Raw genomic sequence first — 18,043 nt, forward strand, 5'->3', positions numbered from 1 at the left:
TGCCATCCAAACGTGTCCTCATGACCGTTTGCGATTGCATGCTAGTATTATAGCAGTTTTCTCTTGAGAAAATCAAACCATTTAACCAGGGATGTGGTGGTTGATTTCACCAGCGATGGCCTGTAAATCTTCTGGGGTGTAATCATCGGAGTGGACATCCCACTTCGCGCCGAATCCATCCCCTTCACCATACCTCGGAATGAGGTGGATATGTAGGTGGAAAACAGATTGGCCTGCTGCTTCTTCATTGTTATTTAAGACGTTCAAACCAATAGGAGCATAGGTTTGTTTAATTGCATTTGCGATCTTCGGCACTCTTGAGAACAGCTTCTCTGCTGTTTCTGGATGTGTGTTGTAAATGTCTTGGCAATGCTGTTTCGGGATAACTAGCGTGTGCCCTTTTGTTACCTGACTGATATCAAGAAAAGCATACACCTCATCGTCTTCGTACACTTTCGCTGAAGGAATTTCTCCATCAATGATTTTGCAGAAAATGCATTCATCTGCCATATGCAAACACTCCTTTCCGTTTGATAGCATTGTACCATATGAAAGAGCTAAAACTCGATGAAGACGGTGAGTGAAAAGTGTAACGGATGGGAAAGTATGATAAAATTTGTGCAGGTAAATTAATGAAGTGAGGGATAAGATGGAACCTTTATTACATATCAAAGACCTCCACGGAGGGTACACTCATAAAAATGTGCTTCATGGCATTTCTTTTGATGTCCATCCAAATGAAATCGTCGGCCTCATCGGTTTGAATGGTGCAGGTAAAAGTACAACCATCAAACATATCATCGGGATGATGCAGGCGAAAAAAGGAAAAGTCTCGATCAATGGAACATCATTTGAAGAAAACCCGGAAGAGTATCGACAACAGCTCGGTTATATTCCGGAGATGCCTATTTTATATGATGAATTGACATTGTATGAACATCTACACTTGACCGCTATGGCCTACAATGTGCCGGAAGATGTATTCAAACAGAGGTTGCAGCCGCTTCTAAAAGAATTTCGTATGGAGAAAAAGCTCAAATGGTTTCCGGTCCACTTTTCTAAAGGGATGCGCCAAAAGGTTATGATTATGTGTGCATTTTTAATTGAACCGGACCTCTATATCGTTGATGAACCGTTTGTTGGTCTGGATCCTCTCGGTATAAAATCCTATCTGCAGTTGATGGAGGATATGAAAGAAAAAGGGGCGGGGATTTTAATGTCGACTCATATCCTTGCTACTGCAGAGAGATATTGTGATCGTTTTATCATCCTCCATGAAGGAGAAATCAGAGCTAAAGGGACGCTTGAAGAGCTGCGCACGTCATTTAATCAGCCGGGGGCATCTCTTGATGATATCTATGTGCAGCTGACAAAGGAAGAACAATATGATTAATGCAAAGGAGTTTTGGAAGAAACGTTTTTCTGAACACACGAAAGAGACCAGCCGTTACTTAAAGTATATTTTTAATGAACACATTGGTATTGCCCTGTTGTTCTTTATCTCAGCGCTCGCTTACTACTACCGGCAATGGCTGCAAGGCTTGCCGGAAGATTTTCCTACCGCATGGATTATTGCGCTCGCTTTTGGATTCATCACAGGGTACAGTCCTGTGCGTACGCTCCTCAAAGAGCCGGATTTGGTTTTCCTGCTTCCAGGTGAGTATCAATTGGGTGACTACTTCCGCCGCTGTTTATATTACAGCTACGTTGTCCAACTTTATCTTATTTTTCTAGTATCGGCAGCCCTGGGTCCTTTGTATTTTGCCTCTTATCCAGAACTTGGTACCCGGCATTATTTAATGATGATCGGTGTAGTCCTTGTCATTAAGATTTGGAACATGATGTCCAATTGGTGGATGTTGAAAGAGAGAAACCTGAGAACGAGACTCGTGGACCAGATCATTAAAGTGGTATTGAACATTACCATTTTTTATTTTCTAGCTCAAGGAGAATGGGTATATGCCAGTATCGTGACCGTGCTCCTTGTAGCTGTTGTTCTTTACACATATTCACTCTCCAGGCAAAAAGCCGGACTCGCCTGGGACATACTTGTAGAAAAAGATCAGCAGCGGATGAGAACCTTCTACAGAATTGCCAATATGTTTGTGGATGTTCCCCATTTAAAAAATACAGTGAAAAAGCGAAACACGCTTGTACGAGCGATTGTGGATCGGGTTCCTTACCGGCAAAACCAGACCTTTTCCTATTTGTATAAAATCACGTTTATACGAAGCAGCGATTATTTAGGTATGTATATCCGCCTTATAGTCATTGGTGCACTGGCCATTTGGTTTGTATCCAATCTATGGGTGAAGGTCGCGTTTGCCATTCTATTTCTCTACTTGAGTGCATTTCAAATGATGACATTGTGGAATCACCACCGCACCATTGCTTGGCTGGATCTATATCCAGTTAAGAAAGAATGGAAAGAAAAAGCAATCTTGCAATGGTTACAGCAGATCATGTTGTTTCAAACGTTCCTGTTCGGTCTACTGTTTGTATTCCAATGGAACCCTATAGGGCTTGTGCTCGTATGGATAGGTGGAAGTATCTTCAGTTATCTATTTATACAAAACTATGTGAAAAAGAAATTGACGTAACAGGGAAGACTACTTAAGCAGTCTTCCCTGTTTCATATCCAATTTTATCAATATTTCATTGTTTGTACTTATGAAAAAACATTCGGAGGTGTTCGATATGAGTTATGAAGAGCAGGCGAAGCAGGAAGCCTTACGTTGGAGTAAATCATTGGACAAGCGGTCTTCCCTAATACAGAGGCGTTCAAAGCAGGTGCAGTCGAAAATGAATGAAAAAATCCCTAGTCGCGTCCACGGGGTAGTGACGGATAGCGTTCGTTCTATGATTGAGCTTGCTTTAACCACATCAGAGTACATTCGTCCTGTAAACGTCCATCCGGATTGGAGCTTTGAAGAGCGTGAAAGGCAAGTCCGTGAATTAGTTAATAAATATAAGAAGGCAGCAGCTGTGGAAGGCGCAGGAACGGGTTTTGGAGGCTTTTGGCTGGGGGTGGCTGATTTCCCACTACTATTAAGCATAAAGATGAAGTTTTTGTTTGATGCGGCTCAGGTTTATGGGTGGAATGTTCATTCTTATGAAGAGAGAGTTTATTTGCTTCATGTATTCATGCTCGCTTTTTCCAGTGACGAGGTTCGTGGGGAAGTGAAGCGTAAGGTTATGGGATGGAATGACTTAGAAATGATGGAAAAGAACGTGGATTGGAAGACTTTGCAGATTGAGTATAGAGATACCCTGGATCTTGTGAAGCTTCTTCAATTGATTCCGGGTTTCGGGGCCGTTGTGGGGTATGTGGCGAATGGGAGGTTATTAGAACAATTAGGGGAGACGACCATTCAGTCCAGCCGCCTCCGTTTACTTTAACGTTCTTGATAACTAATAAAGGATTGGAATAATGTTTTAGCTGCGTGTGGCAGCGCTTTTTCATCGAAATCGAATTTTGGATGGTGGTGGGGATAATAATGATCCGGAATTTGAGCACCTGTAAAATAAAAAGTGCCGGGCTTATCCAATAGGTAATATGCAAAATCCTCTCCAGCCATGACCGGTTCGATCTCTTCTGTACGTAAAGAAGCGTCCGCCTTGTGGGCGTGTTGTAAAACTAAGTCCGCTTCTTCGGTGTGATTGACAACGGGAGGGTACCCCTTTTCATATATGAACTCGTAGGTAGCATCGTTTGCATCACATGTTCCTTTTATGACTTTTTCCATCTCTTCAATGATCAAGTTTTGCACGTCAGGGTCAAATGTTCTTACCGTACCTGTTAAGGTTGCTGAATCCGCAATGACATTAAATGTGGTTCCTGATTCAAACGTTCCTACTGTAAGCACAGCTGTTTTCAATGGGTCTACCCGACGGCTGACGATTTGCTGCAAGGAAGAAACCATTTGAGAGGCGATGACGATGGCATCTTTTGTTTGATGTGGTTGGGCTCCATGTCCACCTTTGCCTTGAACTTTGATTTCGAATCGATCTGCTCCGGCCATAAAAGGTCCTTTGGACGTTTGGATGACTCCTGTGGGAGCATTCACCCATAGATGAGTGCCGAACACTGCATCTACATCGGAAAGAGCCCCTGATTCGACAATCGGTTTTGCTCCCCCGGGCGCATACTCTTCCGCGTGCTGATGAAGGAAAACGATCGTTCCTGGCAGTTCTTCTTTATAAGGTAGAAGTGCTTCCGCCAGACCTAGAAGAGCTGCGGTGTGTCCGTCGTGACCACACGCATGCATGGTCCCTTCGTTCTTGGATTTATAAGGTACGTCATTTTCCTCCTGAATAGGAAGGGCATCAAAATCTGCTCTCAGCGCAACCGTCTTCCCTGGTTTCCCGCCTTCAAGCCTGGCAATCACTCCATTTCCTCCGATGTGACTTTCATACGGAATCCCCAGTTTCTCATATGTATCTGCAATGAATTGAGCCGTCTTCTCTTCTTTGAATGAGACTTCTGGATATTGGTGCAAATGACGACGCGTTTTAACCATTTTCTCGTATTGTTCATCAATGGCTTGAAAAACGTTTTCCCACATATGTTCTCCTCCTTGTTTTCTTGGTGATGGTTGGCAACTATTTTTATAAATTGTAATATACATTCAGAATATTCTCAAATGCGTTCCCTTATCGAGTGTCAATAAAAAATCCCCTGTCTGAGACAGGGGATGAAGATGTTAATCTTGTAAGCGGGAATCTTGAAGTAAACGACCGATTTCTTCCATATGACCAGTTTCGTCTGCAATCATATCATCCAGTTTCACAGATAACTCGGTCAGTCCAAGTTCTTCCGCTTGGGATTTGCGTTCCTCGTAGCGTTTAATGGTCTGACGCTCAGCTTCACGTGCTTCTTCTAACATTGGTCTAACTTCAGTCATTTGCTTGACTTCCGCAGGTGTTGTCGTCGGAGTTCCACCAAGAGTACTGATTTTTTCAGCTAGATAAAGAGCGTGCCCTTGTTCATCGGTCACTTCGCTCTCGAAAAATGGCTTGAGGACTGAACGATAAAGCCCCGTTACGACAGCCGCATTATAGGTGTACATAATAGAGGCTGCGTACTCATGAGCTAAATCTTCGTTGAGTCCATCGATTAAATTTTGCATTTTTTGATCCATACAACAACATCCTTTCTTTTATGCTCTACTATAAATATTCCCATCACAATCTGGTTTAAACATCACCTCCGACTAGAGACGGAGATAACTCCGTTCTCTAGGTTGTTTTACAATTCTTCATTTCCAGATAAGATTAGGCTACATTCTGAATGAAGCTTTATATCATTGCACCATTTATGAAAGAAAAGGAAATATTAAACTTCTGTCGAATGTAATTTACGGAAGGTTAAAAAAGGGTGAGCACTATGCATAATAAAATTTCACAAGTCGTCATCGCACTAATATTAGTTTTATTTGGTTTTGTTCTTCTCTTGTCGAATTTGAACATTATTTCCCTGGAAATGAGATGGACGTGGGGCAATATTTATCCGGTCATTTTATTGGTGATTGGTTTAAAGGTTTGGTTGGATGCGTTATTAAAAAAAGGCGGGAGTTGGATCCTCGGTTCCTTCCTCACCATCTTCAGTACACTTTTATTGTTGGATCGACTGGGGATCTTTGAATTTTCCTTTGGTGATGTATGGCAACTTTGGCCGCTTCTTTTCATATACTTTGGATTTAGTATCTTTTTAGGTAAAAACAAATCTAAAGTGAAAATTGAATATGATTCTAATGGTTCTTCTTCAAACAAGCTGAAGTCCAAGCATATGATGATTGGAGATCACTCTTTTAATGAAGAGAACTGGAAGGTGGAGCCTATGGATTTATGGAATGGAGTGGGTGACTACCGCTTCGATTTTACACGTGCTTTCATTCCAGATGGAGATACGCCAATCATCGTGCGTGGCTGGGTTGGCGACGTCAAAATGTTAATTCCGAAACAAGTTCCATTTCGTGTAGAGGCAAAAGTGAAGACAGGGGATATCCGTGTCGGTGGACAGAAAGCTGATGGAATGCACAGAAGTGTGGAATATGAAACCGATGATTACTCGATGGCCACTCGCAGGTTGACCATTGGTGTCGATCTTAAAGTAGGTTCGATTCGAATCGAACAGGTGTGAAAGGTGGGGGGAGCATGTTAAAGCAATTGAATAGTATACGTTACATGTATATCCGATCACACCTTTATGGACTCATTTTAAATACGTTTATCCTGCTCAGTATCCTGTTGTCTATTTACGTATGGTTTCAGCCTGATTGGTTGAGCGCAGGGGCCATTTTAATGTTCATCCTGCTCTATGTTGTCCTTGGGTTTATCATGTCTCTATATGCAGGCTTTCGGTCGAGTGGGGATGTCAAACACCGGCTGGACTACATATCGATGATGATTACCCAGCTTTCGCGCGGGAACTTCAGCAAGCGGATTTACTTTAATGAGAATGATGAAATTGCTGCTGTAGGGGATGAACTGAATGTACTTGGCGAAAAGTTGGAGCAGCAGAAGGATTCGCTTGTAAAGCTTGCTGATGAAAAAAGCGAGTTGGCGCGTACGGCTCACAAAGCAGCAACGATTGAAGAGCGACAACGACTTGCCCGCGACTTGCACGATGCCGTGAGCCAGCAGTTATTCGCCTTAACGATGATGGCGCAGGCGACAGAAAAAATCTTTGATCGTCGACCTGAAAAAGCAAAAGAACAGCTTCAGGAAATTACCCAAATGGCCCTTCAGGCGCAAACAGAAATGAGGGCGCTCCTTCTTCATTTACGGCCGGTTCATTTGTCAGGAGAACCACTGACGGAGGGGATTAAAACACTTATAGAAGAATTGCGTCAAAAGTGTCAGATTGATTTTGATGTGGATATGGAAGATTTAGGTGATCTCCCAACATCAGTAGAAGAGCAGTTGTTCCGGGTTGTTCAAGAAGCGCTTTCGAATATATTAAGACATGCCAATGCCTCTGAGGTGAAGGTGGAAGCCACTCATGACCAAAAGGAAATCTTCCTACATATTGCTGATAATGGAGTCGGTTTTGACACAGAGGATAAAAAAGCCAATAAGGCTTCTTATGGATTGAAAACGATGCGCGAACGGTGTGAAGAAATTGGTGGTACATACTCTTTGCGTTCGAGGAAAGGAGAAGGGACACATATCGATGTCCGTGTCCCTGTAAAAGCAAATGAAAAGGGGGAAGAGAAATGATTCGTGTCGTAGTCATTGATGATCACGATGTCGTCCGTAAAGGTGTGATTGCCTATTTAAGTACAGAAGAAGATTTGGATATCGTGGGAGAAGCAAGCAGTGGGTATGAAGGAGCAGCGCTGGTTAAAGAGAAGAAACCGGATGTTGTTCTCATGGATTTGATTATGGAAAATGGGACTGGAATTGAAGCGACAGAAGAAATCATGAAAACAGAATCTTGTAAAATCATCATTCTGACAAGTTATTATGATGATGAGAAGGTTTTTCCGGCGCTTGAAGCAGGTGCGTTTAGTTATATGCTGAAGACATCATCAGCCGATGAAATTGCAGAAGCCATACGGAAAGCCGCGCTTGGTCAAAATGTAATTGAGCCGAAAGTGGCTACAAAAATGATGACCCGTTTCCGTCAAGATCGAAAACCACATGAAGAGCTCACGAAACGTGAACTGGAAGTACTCAAATGTGTCGGGGAAGGCATGACGAATCAGGAGATCAGTGATGCGCTTTATATAGGAGTCAAAACAGTGAAGACTCATGTCAGTAACATTTTAAGTAAATTAGAGGTTCAGGACCGTACCCAGGCGGCCGTTTATGCCCATCGAAATGGATTGCTGAAAAATTAGAAATGAAAGAAGAGGACCGCATATAGGCGGTTTTTTTCATTTTAAGAGCTATATCTTTTATAGAAATGACAAAGGTGTGGACGACTATGAAACTACTTTGTTTTCGAGAGAATACCTTGTATAATGGCATGAGAGAGAGGTAGAAAGGATACACATTATGAAAAAAAGTATGGAAACAGCGCTGTTTCTGCTATGGGCAACTTCACTCGTTGCTACTGTCGGGAGCCTGTTCTTTTCAGAGGTTCTCGGCTATGCTCCCTGTGAATTGTGCTGGTATCAGAGGATCCTGATGTACCCGCTGGTGCTCATTTATGGGACAGCTTTATGGAAAAAGAAGTGGGATGTGGCTTTCCCTGGCATCATCATGAGCGGAATGGGTATGTTCGTATCTATTTACCATTACATGCTGCAGAAGATCCCGTCGCTTTCAGCGGCAGACACATGCGGCCTTGTACCTTGTAATGGTCAATACATCAATGTTTTCGGATTCGTGACCATTCCGTTTTTAGCAGGCACTGCCTTCATCATTATTTTTATTATTCATTTATTTGTCGTTGTAAAGAAAGGAAGGATTGACGTATGAAAAAAGGTATGATCATCTTTGCAAGTGCCCTTGTGGTGCTTGTTGTAGTTCTTGTATTTGTCGTGAACTATCAAAACTCCGAGAAAACAGCAGATAATCCGTATGGAAAAGAAGACTTGCATCAGGCAACCATTGATCAAATGGATGATCCTAATTATCAAAACCAGATTCAACCAGATGCTCTTGAGGAAGAAATTCAATCAGGAGATCCTACAACTGTTTATTTTTACGATCCGACATGTGTGCACTGTCAACGTACGACTCCAAGAATGATGCCGATCGTGAATGAATACGACCTGGATGTCAAAAAAATGAACGTAAGAGAATTTGAAGATCAGTGGAACAAATACGGGATTGAAGGAACACCTACCCTCATTCATTTCGAAAACGGGGAAGAACAGGCGCGAGTTTCCGGTGAACAATCCGTTCGTGATTTAGACGATTTCTTCCAGCAGGAAGTCATGGACAGTGAATCAGAACAAGAAGAGAAATAAAAAAAGTGAGCGGTTTTCCGCTCACTTTTCCTATGCTACTCTTCAAGTTCTATCATTTGATATTTTGTAATGTAGGCATCGCCATCAATAAACGAAGGCTTCTTCTGGTGCTGAGGGCCTGATTTTTTATGGGCCTCATCAAAGGACTTGGAGTTTTTCCAGTCTTCGAAGTCTTGTTCACTGCGCCATTGAGTAAGGACAACGTACGTATTGCCTTTTAAAGGGCGAAGGATGCGAATGGCTTGAAAGCCTTCACGATTTTCTACATTCCCCGCTCTTTTTTTGAAACGGTCTTCAAAAACAGGACGGCCTTCGTCACTGACAGGGATGTTGTTCATGACAACATAACCGTTCGATTGCATCGTACCCACATGATCGACGGTTTCATAGTTGCGTCCTTCTTCAAATATGGACGTATCTTCCCCTTCATAATAGGCGACCGTTTTGTCTTGATCCTGCATGAAAAACAGGGATGCTTCAGGGTGTTGTTGACTCAGTTTGGATAAGTAATTCAATGTACCATTGGTCATCGATACTTTCATAGCCGATGTCTCCTTTCCTGCGGTATCTTCAGTTTAGCAAGCAGGGTTCCATGGTGGCAAGTTTGAAGGTTAGAACAGAAAGGATGCACGTAATTTGAACATCAAAGATTTAAAGAAACGCTTACCTTCCTGGTCAGGGCGATTGAAGTGGCCGGCCCTCATCCTCCTGACACTCGTGTTGCTCGCGGGAATAGGTTACCTGGTCATATTATTCGGAGGACGGTTTGTCGTAAATGAAGAGGATCTGATTCTTGATGAAATGACTACGGTGGAGACAGCCGAAGGCGAAGTCATTGAACGGATATACACGAAGAACAGAAAGAACGTATCCATTCAACAGGTACCCGAACATGTCAAGGATGCGTTCATAAGTATAGAGGACAGCCGCTTCAGAGAGCATTCCGGTGTTGATTTCAAAGGGATTATGCGAGCGGTCTATAAAGACATCATCGCCATGAAAAAGGTGGAAGGTGCAAGTACAATCACTCAGCAGCTGGCCAAAAACATTTTTCTTTCAAATGAAAAGACATGGATGAGAAAAACGAAAGAAGTTATGGCGGCTCTTTACTTAGAGCGCAACTACTCAAAAGATAAAATTTTAGAATTGTATTTGAATCGTATTTATTTTGGGGAAGGGGCGTATGGCATTGAAACGGCTTCCCAGCATTATTTTCAAAAGTCTGCTTCAGAATTGACGATTGCTCAAGGAGCTCTGCTTGCAGGCTTGCCTAAGGCACCGAATACGTATTCGCCATTCGATAACCCGGATGACGCCAAGCAGAGAAGGAATGTTGTGTTATCACGGATGTACGACACAGGAAAAATTGATGCAGCAGTAATGAAGCAAATGCAAGGGTCGACGCTTGCTGTTGTGCAGGCTGAGGATACAAATCAAACGTGGTCCAACAGCTATGTGGATCTCGTCATCCATGAAGCAGCAGAGAAGTATCATATCTCTCGTGATGAGTTAAAACGTGGTGGCTACCGATTAGTGGTAGAAATGGACCCAAGAATCCAGAAAATAGCGGCAGAAGAAATGAAAAACGGCGAGTTTGTCCCAGGTTCCTCAGAGTCGATCGAAGGGGCTTTCACTCTTATGGATCACTCGACAGGCGCGCTCGTTGCGGTTGTTGGTGGGCGTGACTTTAAACATGGGGATTTCAACCGTGTCCGGGCGAAGCAGGCTCCTGCTTCCATCATCAAACCATTTGCCGTCTATGGTCCGGCTATGATGACAGGAGATTATGACCCATACAGTCTATTATCTGATGAAAAGCAGACGTTTGGTTCAAATGATTATTCTCCCAATAACTATGACGACCAATATGAAGGTGAAGTCTCCTTGTACCAGGCTTTGATCGAGTCCAAGAATGTGTCAGCCGTATGGCTCCTTGATCAAATTGGTATCTCTTTTGCCAAAGGATATTTGGAGAAAGCCGGTTTAGCCACAAAAGACAATGGTTTATCCATTGCTCTTGGTGGATTGTCGGATGGATATACTTCTCTTCAAATAACGGAAGCTTATGGTTCGCTGGCGCAGAATGGAAAAATAAAAGAAAGCTATGCCATTACAAAAATTCTTGATCGCAACGACAAGGTCATCCATGAACATGCGTCTGATGAAACAGAACTATTTAATGCGCAGACGGCATGGTATTTAACAGAAATCCTCCAGACGGCTGTACAGGAAGGAACAGCGAAGGCTGGTGAGTATCCTAAAGCATTAGCAGGAAAAACGGGGACTCATCAGGACCAGCATGTGTGGTTTGCCGGATACACGCCTGAATACGCGGGATCGCTTTGGATGGGCTACGATCAATCAGGAGAGATTGAAGGAAGCAGTGCTTATCCGACGCGTCTCATGAAAGAAATATTAACAAGAATCGATCAGGAAAAAAGTCTGGCTGTAACATTTGAACAACCGGAAGGGGTAGAAAGCTTACCTGAACCTGTTGATCTTCCCGTTTTAACGGACGTAACAGGAAGATTGAATTTGTCCGGCCTCGCTACATTAAGAGGGACGATACGATGGTCCGCTTCTGACGATGAGCGGATTGTCTACCGTATTTTCAGGAAAGAAAACGGAGAAGATGTTAAAGTCGGTGAAGTGACGGGAAAGAATGAGTTTAAGGTCAGTGCTTTTGGTATCTTCGATCAGACGAGCTATTACATCGTACCCGTGGATCCACTGACAGGGAAGAAAGGTCAGCCTTCCAATACAGTGAATCTGAGTTGGGACCTGTGAAAAAAAGCACAAAATCATGACAAATGTTTTATTTTTCTATACAGAAGAACAATAAATCGTTATAGTTGTAAGCGGATAAATGTTGAACGGGAAAAGGAGTTCTGAAGATGAACAAAATTGAAAACGACACGATTTTAAAAGCCTTCCGAGGAGAAGAGACAGACCATACCCCTGTCTGGTTCATGCGTCAGGCCGGGCGTTCGCAGCCGGAATATCGTAAATTGAAAGAAAAATATTCATTGTTTGAAATCACCCATGACCCTGAGCTTTGCGCTTATGTGACACGCCTTCCAGTGGAGCAATATGGCGTCGATGCGGCGATTCTTTACAAAGATATTATGTCTCCACTTCCGGCTATTGGCGTGGACGTAGAAATTAAAAAAGGCATCGGACCGGTCATTCACAATCCAATAAAAACGAAAGCGGATATTGAAAAGCTGGGGACCATCGACCCTGAAGATGATGTCCCTTATGTTATGGATACGATTCGTCTATTAACGAAAGAACAACTGACCGTACCATTGATCGGTTTCAGTGGGGCACCTTTCACCCTTGCGAGCTATATGATTGAAGGTGGCCCATCAAAAAATTACAATAAAACCAAGTCACTCATGTATAGGGAGCCGATGACATGGTTCGCACTCATGGACAAACTGGCAGACATGGTTATTGCTTATGTAAAAGCACAAGTCGCAGCCGGGGCCAGTGCTATTCAGATTTTCGACTCTTGGGTAGGTTCTTTGAATGTCGAAGATTACCGTACGTTTATTAAACCAGTGATGCAGCGGATTTTCTCTGAATTGAAAGAGGAAGGCGTGCCACTGATCACTTTCGGCGTTGGAGCCAGACATCTGATTCATGAATGGGACGACCTTCCTGTTGATGTGCTTGGACTGGATTGGCGCATGTCCATTACTGAAGCAAGGAATGAAGGGATCACAAAGCCACTTCAAGGAAACCTTGATCCTTCGATGCTTTTAGCAGACTGGGATACCATTGAGGAAAGAACTAAGAAAATCATTGATGAGGGAAGACAACACCCTGCTCACATTTTCAACCTCGGCCACGGTGTAACTCCGGATATCAAACCGGAAACATTGAAGCGGCTAACTCAACTGATTCATGATTATTCCAAGAAATCATAATGGTGGTTTAAAAAAGATGAAGAGGTGAAGGAACATGGCAAAAAAACAAATGGGTTTATTAGTAATGGCCTATGGGACTCCTTACAAAGAAGAAGATTTAGAAAGGTATTACACTCACATCCGACGCGGACGCAAACCATCGGATGAGATGCTGCAGGATCTCCGTGATCGTTATGATGCCATTGGTGGTATTTCTCCACTTGCCCGTATTACAGATGATCAGGCGGAAGCTTTGAAAGATGCATTGAATGAAAAGCAGGACGAGATTGAGTTTAAAGTCTATCTTGGCTTGAAGCATATTGAACCGTTTGTAGAGGATGCGGTTGCACAAATGGCTGAAGACGGGATCGAAGAAGCTGTTTCTATCGTGCTTGCTCCTCATTACTCCACGTACAGCGTGAAATCGTATAATGGTCGTGCTAAAGAGGAAGCAGAAAAGCACGGCATTTCTATACGTTCCGTAGAAAGCTGGTATGACGCGCCTGGTTTCATTGATTATTGGAAAGATGTCATTGAAGCGGAATACGCTAAGATGACGGAAGACGACAAGGAGAAAGCCTGCTTGATTGTCTCTGCGCACAGTCTACCGATGAAGATTTTGGAAGGGGGAGACCCTTATCCGGATCAATTGAAGAGAACAGCGGAATTGATTTCAGAAGCTACTGGAATTACTCAATATGAAATCGGCTGGCAGAGTGAAGGCAACACACCAGACCCCTGGATCGGTCCGGATGTACAGGACTTAACAGAAGAACTTTATCATGAAAAGGGATACCGCAGTTTTGTGTACGCGCCTGTTGGGTTTGTATCCGATCATTTGGAAGTCCTATATGATAATGACTACGAGTGTAAAGTTGTCTGTGATAAAGTCGGAGCAGACTACTACCGCCCAGAAATGCCAAACACTCATCCGAAGTTTATCCGGACACTTGCTGATGTTGTCCTGGATAAAGTGAAAGAGTAGATTTTATGGAAGAGAAAAAGCGTGTCGTCGTCGTAGGCGGGGGAATCTCAGGGTTAACCTCTGCGTACTACTTACTAAAAGAAGCACAGGAGCAAGGCTATCCACTGGATGTTCAATTATTGGAATCCAGTGATCACCTGGGTGGAAAAATCGATACGGTACAAAAAGATGGCTTCACGATCGAGCGTGGCCCGGACTCTTTTCTCGCCCGTAAAGAAAGTGCCGGGCGTCTTGCGAGAGAAGTAGGTCTCGGGGAGGAACTTGTGCCAAACGGTACAGGTCAGTCCTATATTTTGGTGAACGGTAAACTTCATAAAATGCCAAGCGGCTCTTTTATGGGCATCCCGACGAGAATCCGCCCATTCCTTTTTTCAGGGTTATTCAGTCCAGTAGGAAAGACAAGAGCTGCTTTAGATTTGGTCAAGTCGAAAAAAACGGTCGAAGGAGATCAGTCCCTCGGCTTGTTTTTCCGAAGAAGGCTGGGTAATGAAGTCGTTGAAAACCTAATAGAACCGCTCTTATCCGGTATTTATGCAGGAAATATTGATCGTTTGAGTTTGCAATCCACGTTTCCGAACTTTTATGACCTGGAACAGAAGTACGGTAGTCTTATTAAAGGATTGCGTCAGACGTATCCGATGAAGAAGCCGAAAAAAGGTGAAAAGAAACCGAGCATGTTCCGCACGTTAAGAAATGGACTCGGTTCTCTTGTGGAAGCTATCGAAGATCGGTTGGAACCTGGAACTGTCCAAAAAGGCGTGAAGGTGGATCATATTGAGAAGAAGGCCAGTGGCTATCACCTTTTATTAAGTGATGGGACGGTAAAAGAGGCAGATGGGATTATATTAGCGGCTCCTCATTATGCCGTACAGCGCATGCTGTCGCAGTATGACTTTTTAGAACCATTCAAAGAAACCAATGCTACCTCTGTAGCAAACGTAGCGATGGCTTTCGATGCCTCAGCCATCAAAAAGGATATCGACGGGACTGGTTTTGTCGTCTCAAGAAACAGTGACTTCCGGATTACCGCTTGTACATGGACACATAAAAAGTGGCCTCATTCGACACCTGAAGGGAAGGTTCTCCTAAGGTGCTATGTCGGAAAACCTTCCGATCAGGAAGTGGTTCGAAAAACGGATGAGGAGATTGAAGAAATCGTTCTGAAGGACTTGAACAAAACGATGAATATCACAGCTAAACCTGAATTCTCGGTCGTCACCCGTTGGTATGATGCGATGCCACAATATACGGTCGGTCATAAACAGAGGGTGAATGAGATTACGGAACAAATGGAAAAGGACCTTCCAGGCGTGTACCTTGCTGGTGGTTCTTACCGAGGAATCGGTTTGCCAGATTGTATCGATCAGGGAGAAGCGGCTGTTCGAAATGTCATAGACTATCTCTATCATTAAAAAGGAAGCATTCCCAAGAATGCTTCCTTTTTTCTATCCACTCTATCTTCAACTATTTGGCAGGATTGTTGAAGATTTGATTTCGAGATGCTTTGGGTTTTCGTAGCCTGGTTGAGAGTCAGGGGTGGTCGGAAAGCGAGCTATTCCCCGTAGCCCCTATCCACTCAATAAAAGTCTCGAAAAGAGTCTTCAACAATTGAGAGTAATAATTGTATCATTATTTTTGGTTTGTCATGATATCGACGAAGTCTTTGATGAAGGCATTTCGATTGAAGTCAATAATAATATTATGCATTGGGTAACCCTCTATATATTCAGGTGAAGGACGGAAGTCCGCATAGGTTAATCCTTGAGATGGACCGATCGCAGTTACACTTACCTGCCGTTCTACGACCTTATAATCTTCAGGATTCATTAAGTAGGAAAATAAGGTCACGTCATGAAGAGGGGCTCCATCAATTCCGGGAATGATGGATTCGTATTGGGTACTATAGTAATTCATGATTGGAAAAATGATTTTTGAAAAGGGCGTGTCGTTTTCAGCGGCAACTTTTTTCATAGTATCGAGAGGGATCACCGCACGATTGCTGACATTCAAAGGGACAAAGGTAACATTTTCTCCATGAGCGGCTACAATTTTGGCGGCTTGAGGGTCTCCGTACACATTTGCTTCCGCTACTGACGTACGATTACCGGGTACGAAGAAGGCGCCTCCCATTACGTAGACATCTCCCGCTTCATCGATATTACTTTCCGATTGAATATAGGTAAAAGCGAGTGAAGTAAAGCGGGAAAGATTTATGATGGTTAAGTCTTTACCATATGTATCGATCAGTTCATAGACTTTCTGAAAACGATCATGGTCAGGTGTTTGAACAGACGGGATGATTTCTCCGAGGCCGTGGGCTCCATGTATATCAAAGAAAAACTCAGGATCTGTGCCTGTGAGTGGTTTATCAGCCCCTTTTATAATAGGAATATCCGTTTTATCAGCCAATTGCAGCAAGTATGCGGTGTTTCTTAAGGCGACTTCCTGGCTGACATTCCCATATTCTGCGACGATACCAACAACTTCTATTTCCGGATGTAGAAGAGCATACATGATGGCAAACGCATCATCCACACCAGGATCTGCGATGATCAGAACTTTTCTCAGGTGGATCATCTCCCTATTTTTTCCTGTTTTCATTTTATTAAAACTCAAAGGCGATTATGTATTATAGGGTCATATCAAGTATTTGAAGTTTTAGCAAAATCCCTATCTAAGTATGAAAGGGCTTGCAAGAAAACCGAATGATTAGTATGATTAAAATTGGAAACGTTTTCAAGAAAGCATCAAGGGGGAGTAAGTATGGCTACGATTGAAGATGTAGCGAAACTGGCTGGATTATCGAGGACAACGGTCTCCCGAGTCATCAATGATCAGCCTTACGTGACAGATGAAAAAAGACAACGAATCATTCAAGCCATGAACGACCTTGGATATGTCCCCAATTCTTCCGCCCGTCGTCTTCGAAGTCAAAAGACGGAAACGATTGCCGTTCTCTTGCCACGCCTGACAAACCCTTTTTTCGGTAATTTGATAGAGGCGATGGAGGAAAAGGCTTCTGAGTGGGGATATCAAGTCATCGTCTGTCAAACACATGATTCCAAGAAAAAAGAAATGGATTATTTACAATTATTGAAGACGAAGCAAGTGGACGGTGTGATTATGGCTTCACTTGTTAATGAATGGGAAGATGTCAAATCTTTTTTAGAATGTGGACCTATTGTTTTTTGCAACGAATATATGGACGAGTCCAGCATTCCTATGATTCATATGGATCACAAGCAAGCGGCATACGAAGCGACCATTCACCTGCTGGAACAGGGATGCACGCACATTTCCTATGTAAGTGGTGGACCGGAAAGCCACTTGTCTCAAAAACGGAAAGAAGGCTTTACCGAAGCTTTGTCCGAATATGGACTTCCATTCCAGTCAGATTTAGCGATGGACTGGGCCATGGATGTCAGTGATGGTCAAAAAGTCTTTCATATGATTAAGGACGAGCTTCCCCATGTAGATGGTGTGTTTACGGGAAGCGATGAGGTTGCTGCCGGGTTAATTTATGAAGCGACTTCTTCATCTGATTGGGTGATTCCTGATGATTTGGCCGTCGTAGGTTTTGATAACCAGATGATTTCTTTGTTGATGGTTCCTTCCGTCACAACGGTTGAACAACCTGTGAAGCAAATGGCTGATAAGACGGTTGAAGTTTTAATCCAACAACTCTTACATCCTGGTGCCCATGCCCCGAACAGATATGTCTTTCCTCATCAGCTGCTTGTAAGAAATTCCACAAAACGAAAGAAACTATCCATCCAGTAGCACCGCTGCCGGATGGATAGTTTTTTTATTTCGCTATATGGCAGGATAGTGGAAGAATCAGTTTCGAGATAACCAGGGTTCGTTTGCCATATTGAGAGTCAGAGGTGGTTGGGAAGCTACTCGCTTTCCTTTGGTGATTGAGGCAAGGGTGCTTTGCAATGCCGGGGCTCGCCAGCCAATCCTTTCCCACGGGAGTCTCGCAGCTTCCAAACCATCTTTTCCATGAAGGGGATGAAAGGGCAAAAAAAATAGCAGCCTTTGACAGCTGCTCCAAATCGGATGTTCTTTGTTATGTTTTTTGTGGAATACTAGACTTAGCGGGCAGGATGGTCACATTCGTCGCAAATGTTGCCGTAGCAGTCAGCTTTTTCCTGGATCACATTCCCACAGTTGGAGCAGTGCTTTTTCGGAAGGTTACGGAAGAACTCAAGGACACTCATCATCTG

General features: G+C 43.4%; 19 protein-coding genes. 13 read left to right on the forward strand and 6 right to left on the reverse strand.

Features of this window, described 5'->3' with window-relative positions:
• Positions 1–81: 81 nt before the first annotated feature.
• Positions 82–540: an HIT family protein gene (locus tag GLV98_RS16800; RefSeq protein ID WP_160917220.1), complete on the reverse strand. Its 459-nt coding sequence runs from the start codon at positions 538–540 to the stop codon at positions 82–84.
• A gap of 109 nt (positions 541–649) precedes the next feature.
• Here GLV98_RS16800 and GLV98_RS16805 point away from each other — a divergent pair, with 109 nt between their 5' ends.
• The 3 genes from GLV98_RS16805 to GLV98_RS16815 all read left to right on the forward strand — a co-directional run bounded on the left by GLV98_RS16805 (position 650) and on the right by GLV98_RS16815 (position 3,399).
• Complete coding sequence (locus GLV98_RS16805; protein ID WP_160917221.1) at positions 650–1,393, forward strand: ABC transporter ATP-binding protein; 744 nt, start codon at positions 650–652, stop codon at positions 1,391–1,393.
• Positions 1,386–2,600: an ABC transporter permease gene (locus tag GLV98_RS16810; protein WP_160917222.1), complete on the forward strand. Its 1,215-nt coding sequence runs from the start codon at positions 1,386–1,388 to the stop codon at positions 2,598–2,600. Before GLV98_RS16805 ends, GLV98_RS16810 begins: the two co-directional genes overlap by 8 nt.
• A gap of 97 nt (positions 2,601–2,697) precedes the next feature.
• Complete coding sequence (locus GLV98_RS16815; protein WP_160917223.1) at positions 2,698–3,399, forward strand: EcsC family protein; 702 nt, start codon at positions 2,698–2,700, stop codon at positions 3,397–3,399.
• On the opposite strand, the gene GLV98_RS16820 is transcribed toward GLV98_RS16815, so the two are convergent.
• The gene (locus GLV98_RS16820) at positions 3,396–4,565 is read right to left on the reverse strand and encodes a M20 metallopeptidase family protein (RefSeq protein WP_160917224.1); all 1,170 of its coding nucleotides are present in this window, start codon (positions 4,563–4,565) and stop codon (positions 3,396–3,398) included. The genes GLV98_RS16815 and GLV98_RS16820 overlap by 4 nt on opposite strands.
• Positions 4,566–4,703: 138 nt before the next feature.
• Positions 4,704–5,141, reverse strand: a complete 438-nt coding sequence (locus GLV98_RS16825) for a ferritin-like domain-containing protein (protein WP_160917225.1) — start codon at positions 5,139–5,141, stop codon at positions 4,704–4,706.
• Positions 5,142–5,386: 245 nt separating this feature from the next.
• Between GLV98_RS16825 and liaF the strand changes: the two genes are divergently transcribed.
• The 5 genes from liaF to GLV98_RS16850 all read left to right on the forward strand — a co-directional run bounded on the left by liaF (position 5,387) and on the right by GLV98_RS16850 (position 8,921).
• The gene (gene liaF / locus GLV98_RS16830; RefSeq protein WP_160917226.1) at positions 5,387–6,142 is read left to right on the forward strand and encodes a cell wall-active antibiotics response protein LiaF; all 756 of its coding nucleotides are present in this window, start codon (positions 5,387–5,389) and stop codon (positions 6,140–6,142) included.
• A 14-nt stretch (positions 6,143–6,156) separates the two neighbouring features.
• Positions 6,157–7,221, forward strand: coding sequence for a sensor histidine kinase (locus GLV98_RS16835; RefSeq protein WP_160917227.1), 1,065 nt, complete (start codon positions 6,157–6,159; stop codon positions 7,219–7,221).
• Positions 7,218–7,844, forward strand: coding sequence for a response regulator (locus GLV98_RS16840; RefSeq protein WP_160917228.1), 627 nt, complete (start codon positions 7,218–7,220; stop codon positions 7,842–7,844). Before GLV98_RS16835 ends, GLV98_RS16840 begins: the two co-directional genes overlap by 4 nt.
• A 157-nt stretch (positions 7,845–8,001) precedes the next feature.
• On the forward strand, positions 8,002–8,427 hold the full coding sequence (locus GLV98_RS16845; protein ID WP_160917229.1) for a disulfide oxidoreductase: 426 nt from the start codon (positions 8,002–8,004) through the stop codon (positions 8,425–8,427).
• Positions 8,424–8,921, forward strand: coding sequence for a thioredoxin family protein (locus GLV98_RS16850; protein WP_160917230.1), 498 nt, complete (start codon positions 8,424–8,426; stop codon positions 8,919–8,921). Before GLV98_RS16845 ends, GLV98_RS16850 begins: the two co-directional genes overlap by 4 nt.
• 35 nt (positions 8,922–8,956) lie before the next feature.
• On the opposite strand, the gene GLV98_RS16855 is transcribed toward GLV98_RS16850, so the two are convergent.
• Positions 8,957–9,463 (reverse strand): antibiotic biosynthesis monooxygenase family protein, encoded by a 507-nt coding sequence (locus GLV98_RS16855; RefSeq protein ID WP_160917231.1) that lies wholly within the window; start codon positions 9,461–9,463, stop codon positions 8,957–8,959.
• A gap of 94 nt (positions 9,464–9,557) precedes the next feature.
• Here GLV98_RS16855 and GLV98_RS16860 point away from each other — a divergent pair, with 94 nt between their 5' ends.
• The 4 genes from GLV98_RS16860 (at position 9,558) to hemY (ending at position 15,229) form a co-directional block, all read left to right on the forward strand.
• Positions 9,558–11,708, forward strand: a complete 2,151-nt coding sequence (locus GLV98_RS16860; RefSeq protein WP_160917232.1) for a transglycosylase domain-containing protein — start codon at positions 9,558–9,560, stop codon at positions 11,706–11,708.
• A gap of 107 nt (positions 11,709–11,815) precedes the next feature.
• Entirely contained in the window at positions 11,816–12,853 is a 1,038-nt protein-coding gene (gene hemE / locus GLV98_RS16865; RefSeq protein WP_160917233.1) for a uroporphyrinogen decarboxylase, read from the forward strand.
• A 34-nt stretch (positions 12,854–12,887) separates the two neighbouring features.
• Positions 12,888–13,817 (forward strand): ferrochelatase, encoded by a 930-nt coding sequence (hemH, locus tag GLV98_RS16870; protein WP_160917234.1) that lies wholly within the window; start codon positions 12,888–12,890, stop codon positions 13,815–13,817.
• A 5-nt stretch (positions 13,818–13,822) separates the two neighbouring features.
• Positions 13,823–15,229 (forward strand): protoporphyrinogen oxidase, encoded by a 1,407-nt coding sequence (gene hemY, locus GLV98_RS16875; protein ID WP_160917235.1) that lies wholly within the window; start codon positions 13,823–13,825, stop codon positions 15,227–15,229.
• A 217-nt stretch (positions 15,230–15,446) separates the two neighbouring features.
• On the opposite strand, the gene GLV98_RS16880 is transcribed toward hemY, so the two are convergent.
• Positions 15,447–16,418 (reverse strand): nucleoside hydrolase, encoded by a 972-nt coding sequence (locus tag GLV98_RS16880; RefSeq protein WP_160917236.1) that lies wholly within the window; start codon positions 16,416–16,418, stop codon positions 15,447–15,449.
• A 162-nt stretch (positions 16,419–16,580) separates the two neighbouring features.
• Between GLV98_RS16880 and GLV98_RS16885 the strand changes: the two genes are divergently transcribed.
• Positions 16,581–17,597 (forward strand): LacI family DNA-binding transcriptional regulator, encoded by a 1,017-nt coding sequence (locus GLV98_RS16885; RefSeq protein ID WP_160917237.1) that lies wholly within the window; start codon positions 16,581–16,583, stop codon positions 17,595–17,597.
• Positions 17,598–17,911: 314 nt separating this feature from the next.
• Here GLV98_RS16885 and yhfH read toward each other — a convergent pair whose 3' ends face one another.
• Positions 17,912–18,040, reverse strand: a complete 129-nt coding sequence (yhfH, locus tag GLV98_RS16890; RefSeq protein ID WP_074735206.1) for a protein YhfH — start codon at positions 18,038–18,040, stop codon at positions 17,912–17,914.
• Positions 18,041–18,043 lie beyond the last annotated feature (3 nt).

Origin of the sequence: Halobacillus litoralis (assembly GCF_009856415.1) — a bacterium.
Classification (GTDB): domain Bacteria; phylum Bacillota; class Bacilli; order Bacillales; family Halobacillaceae; genus Halobacillus; species Halobacillus litoralis_C.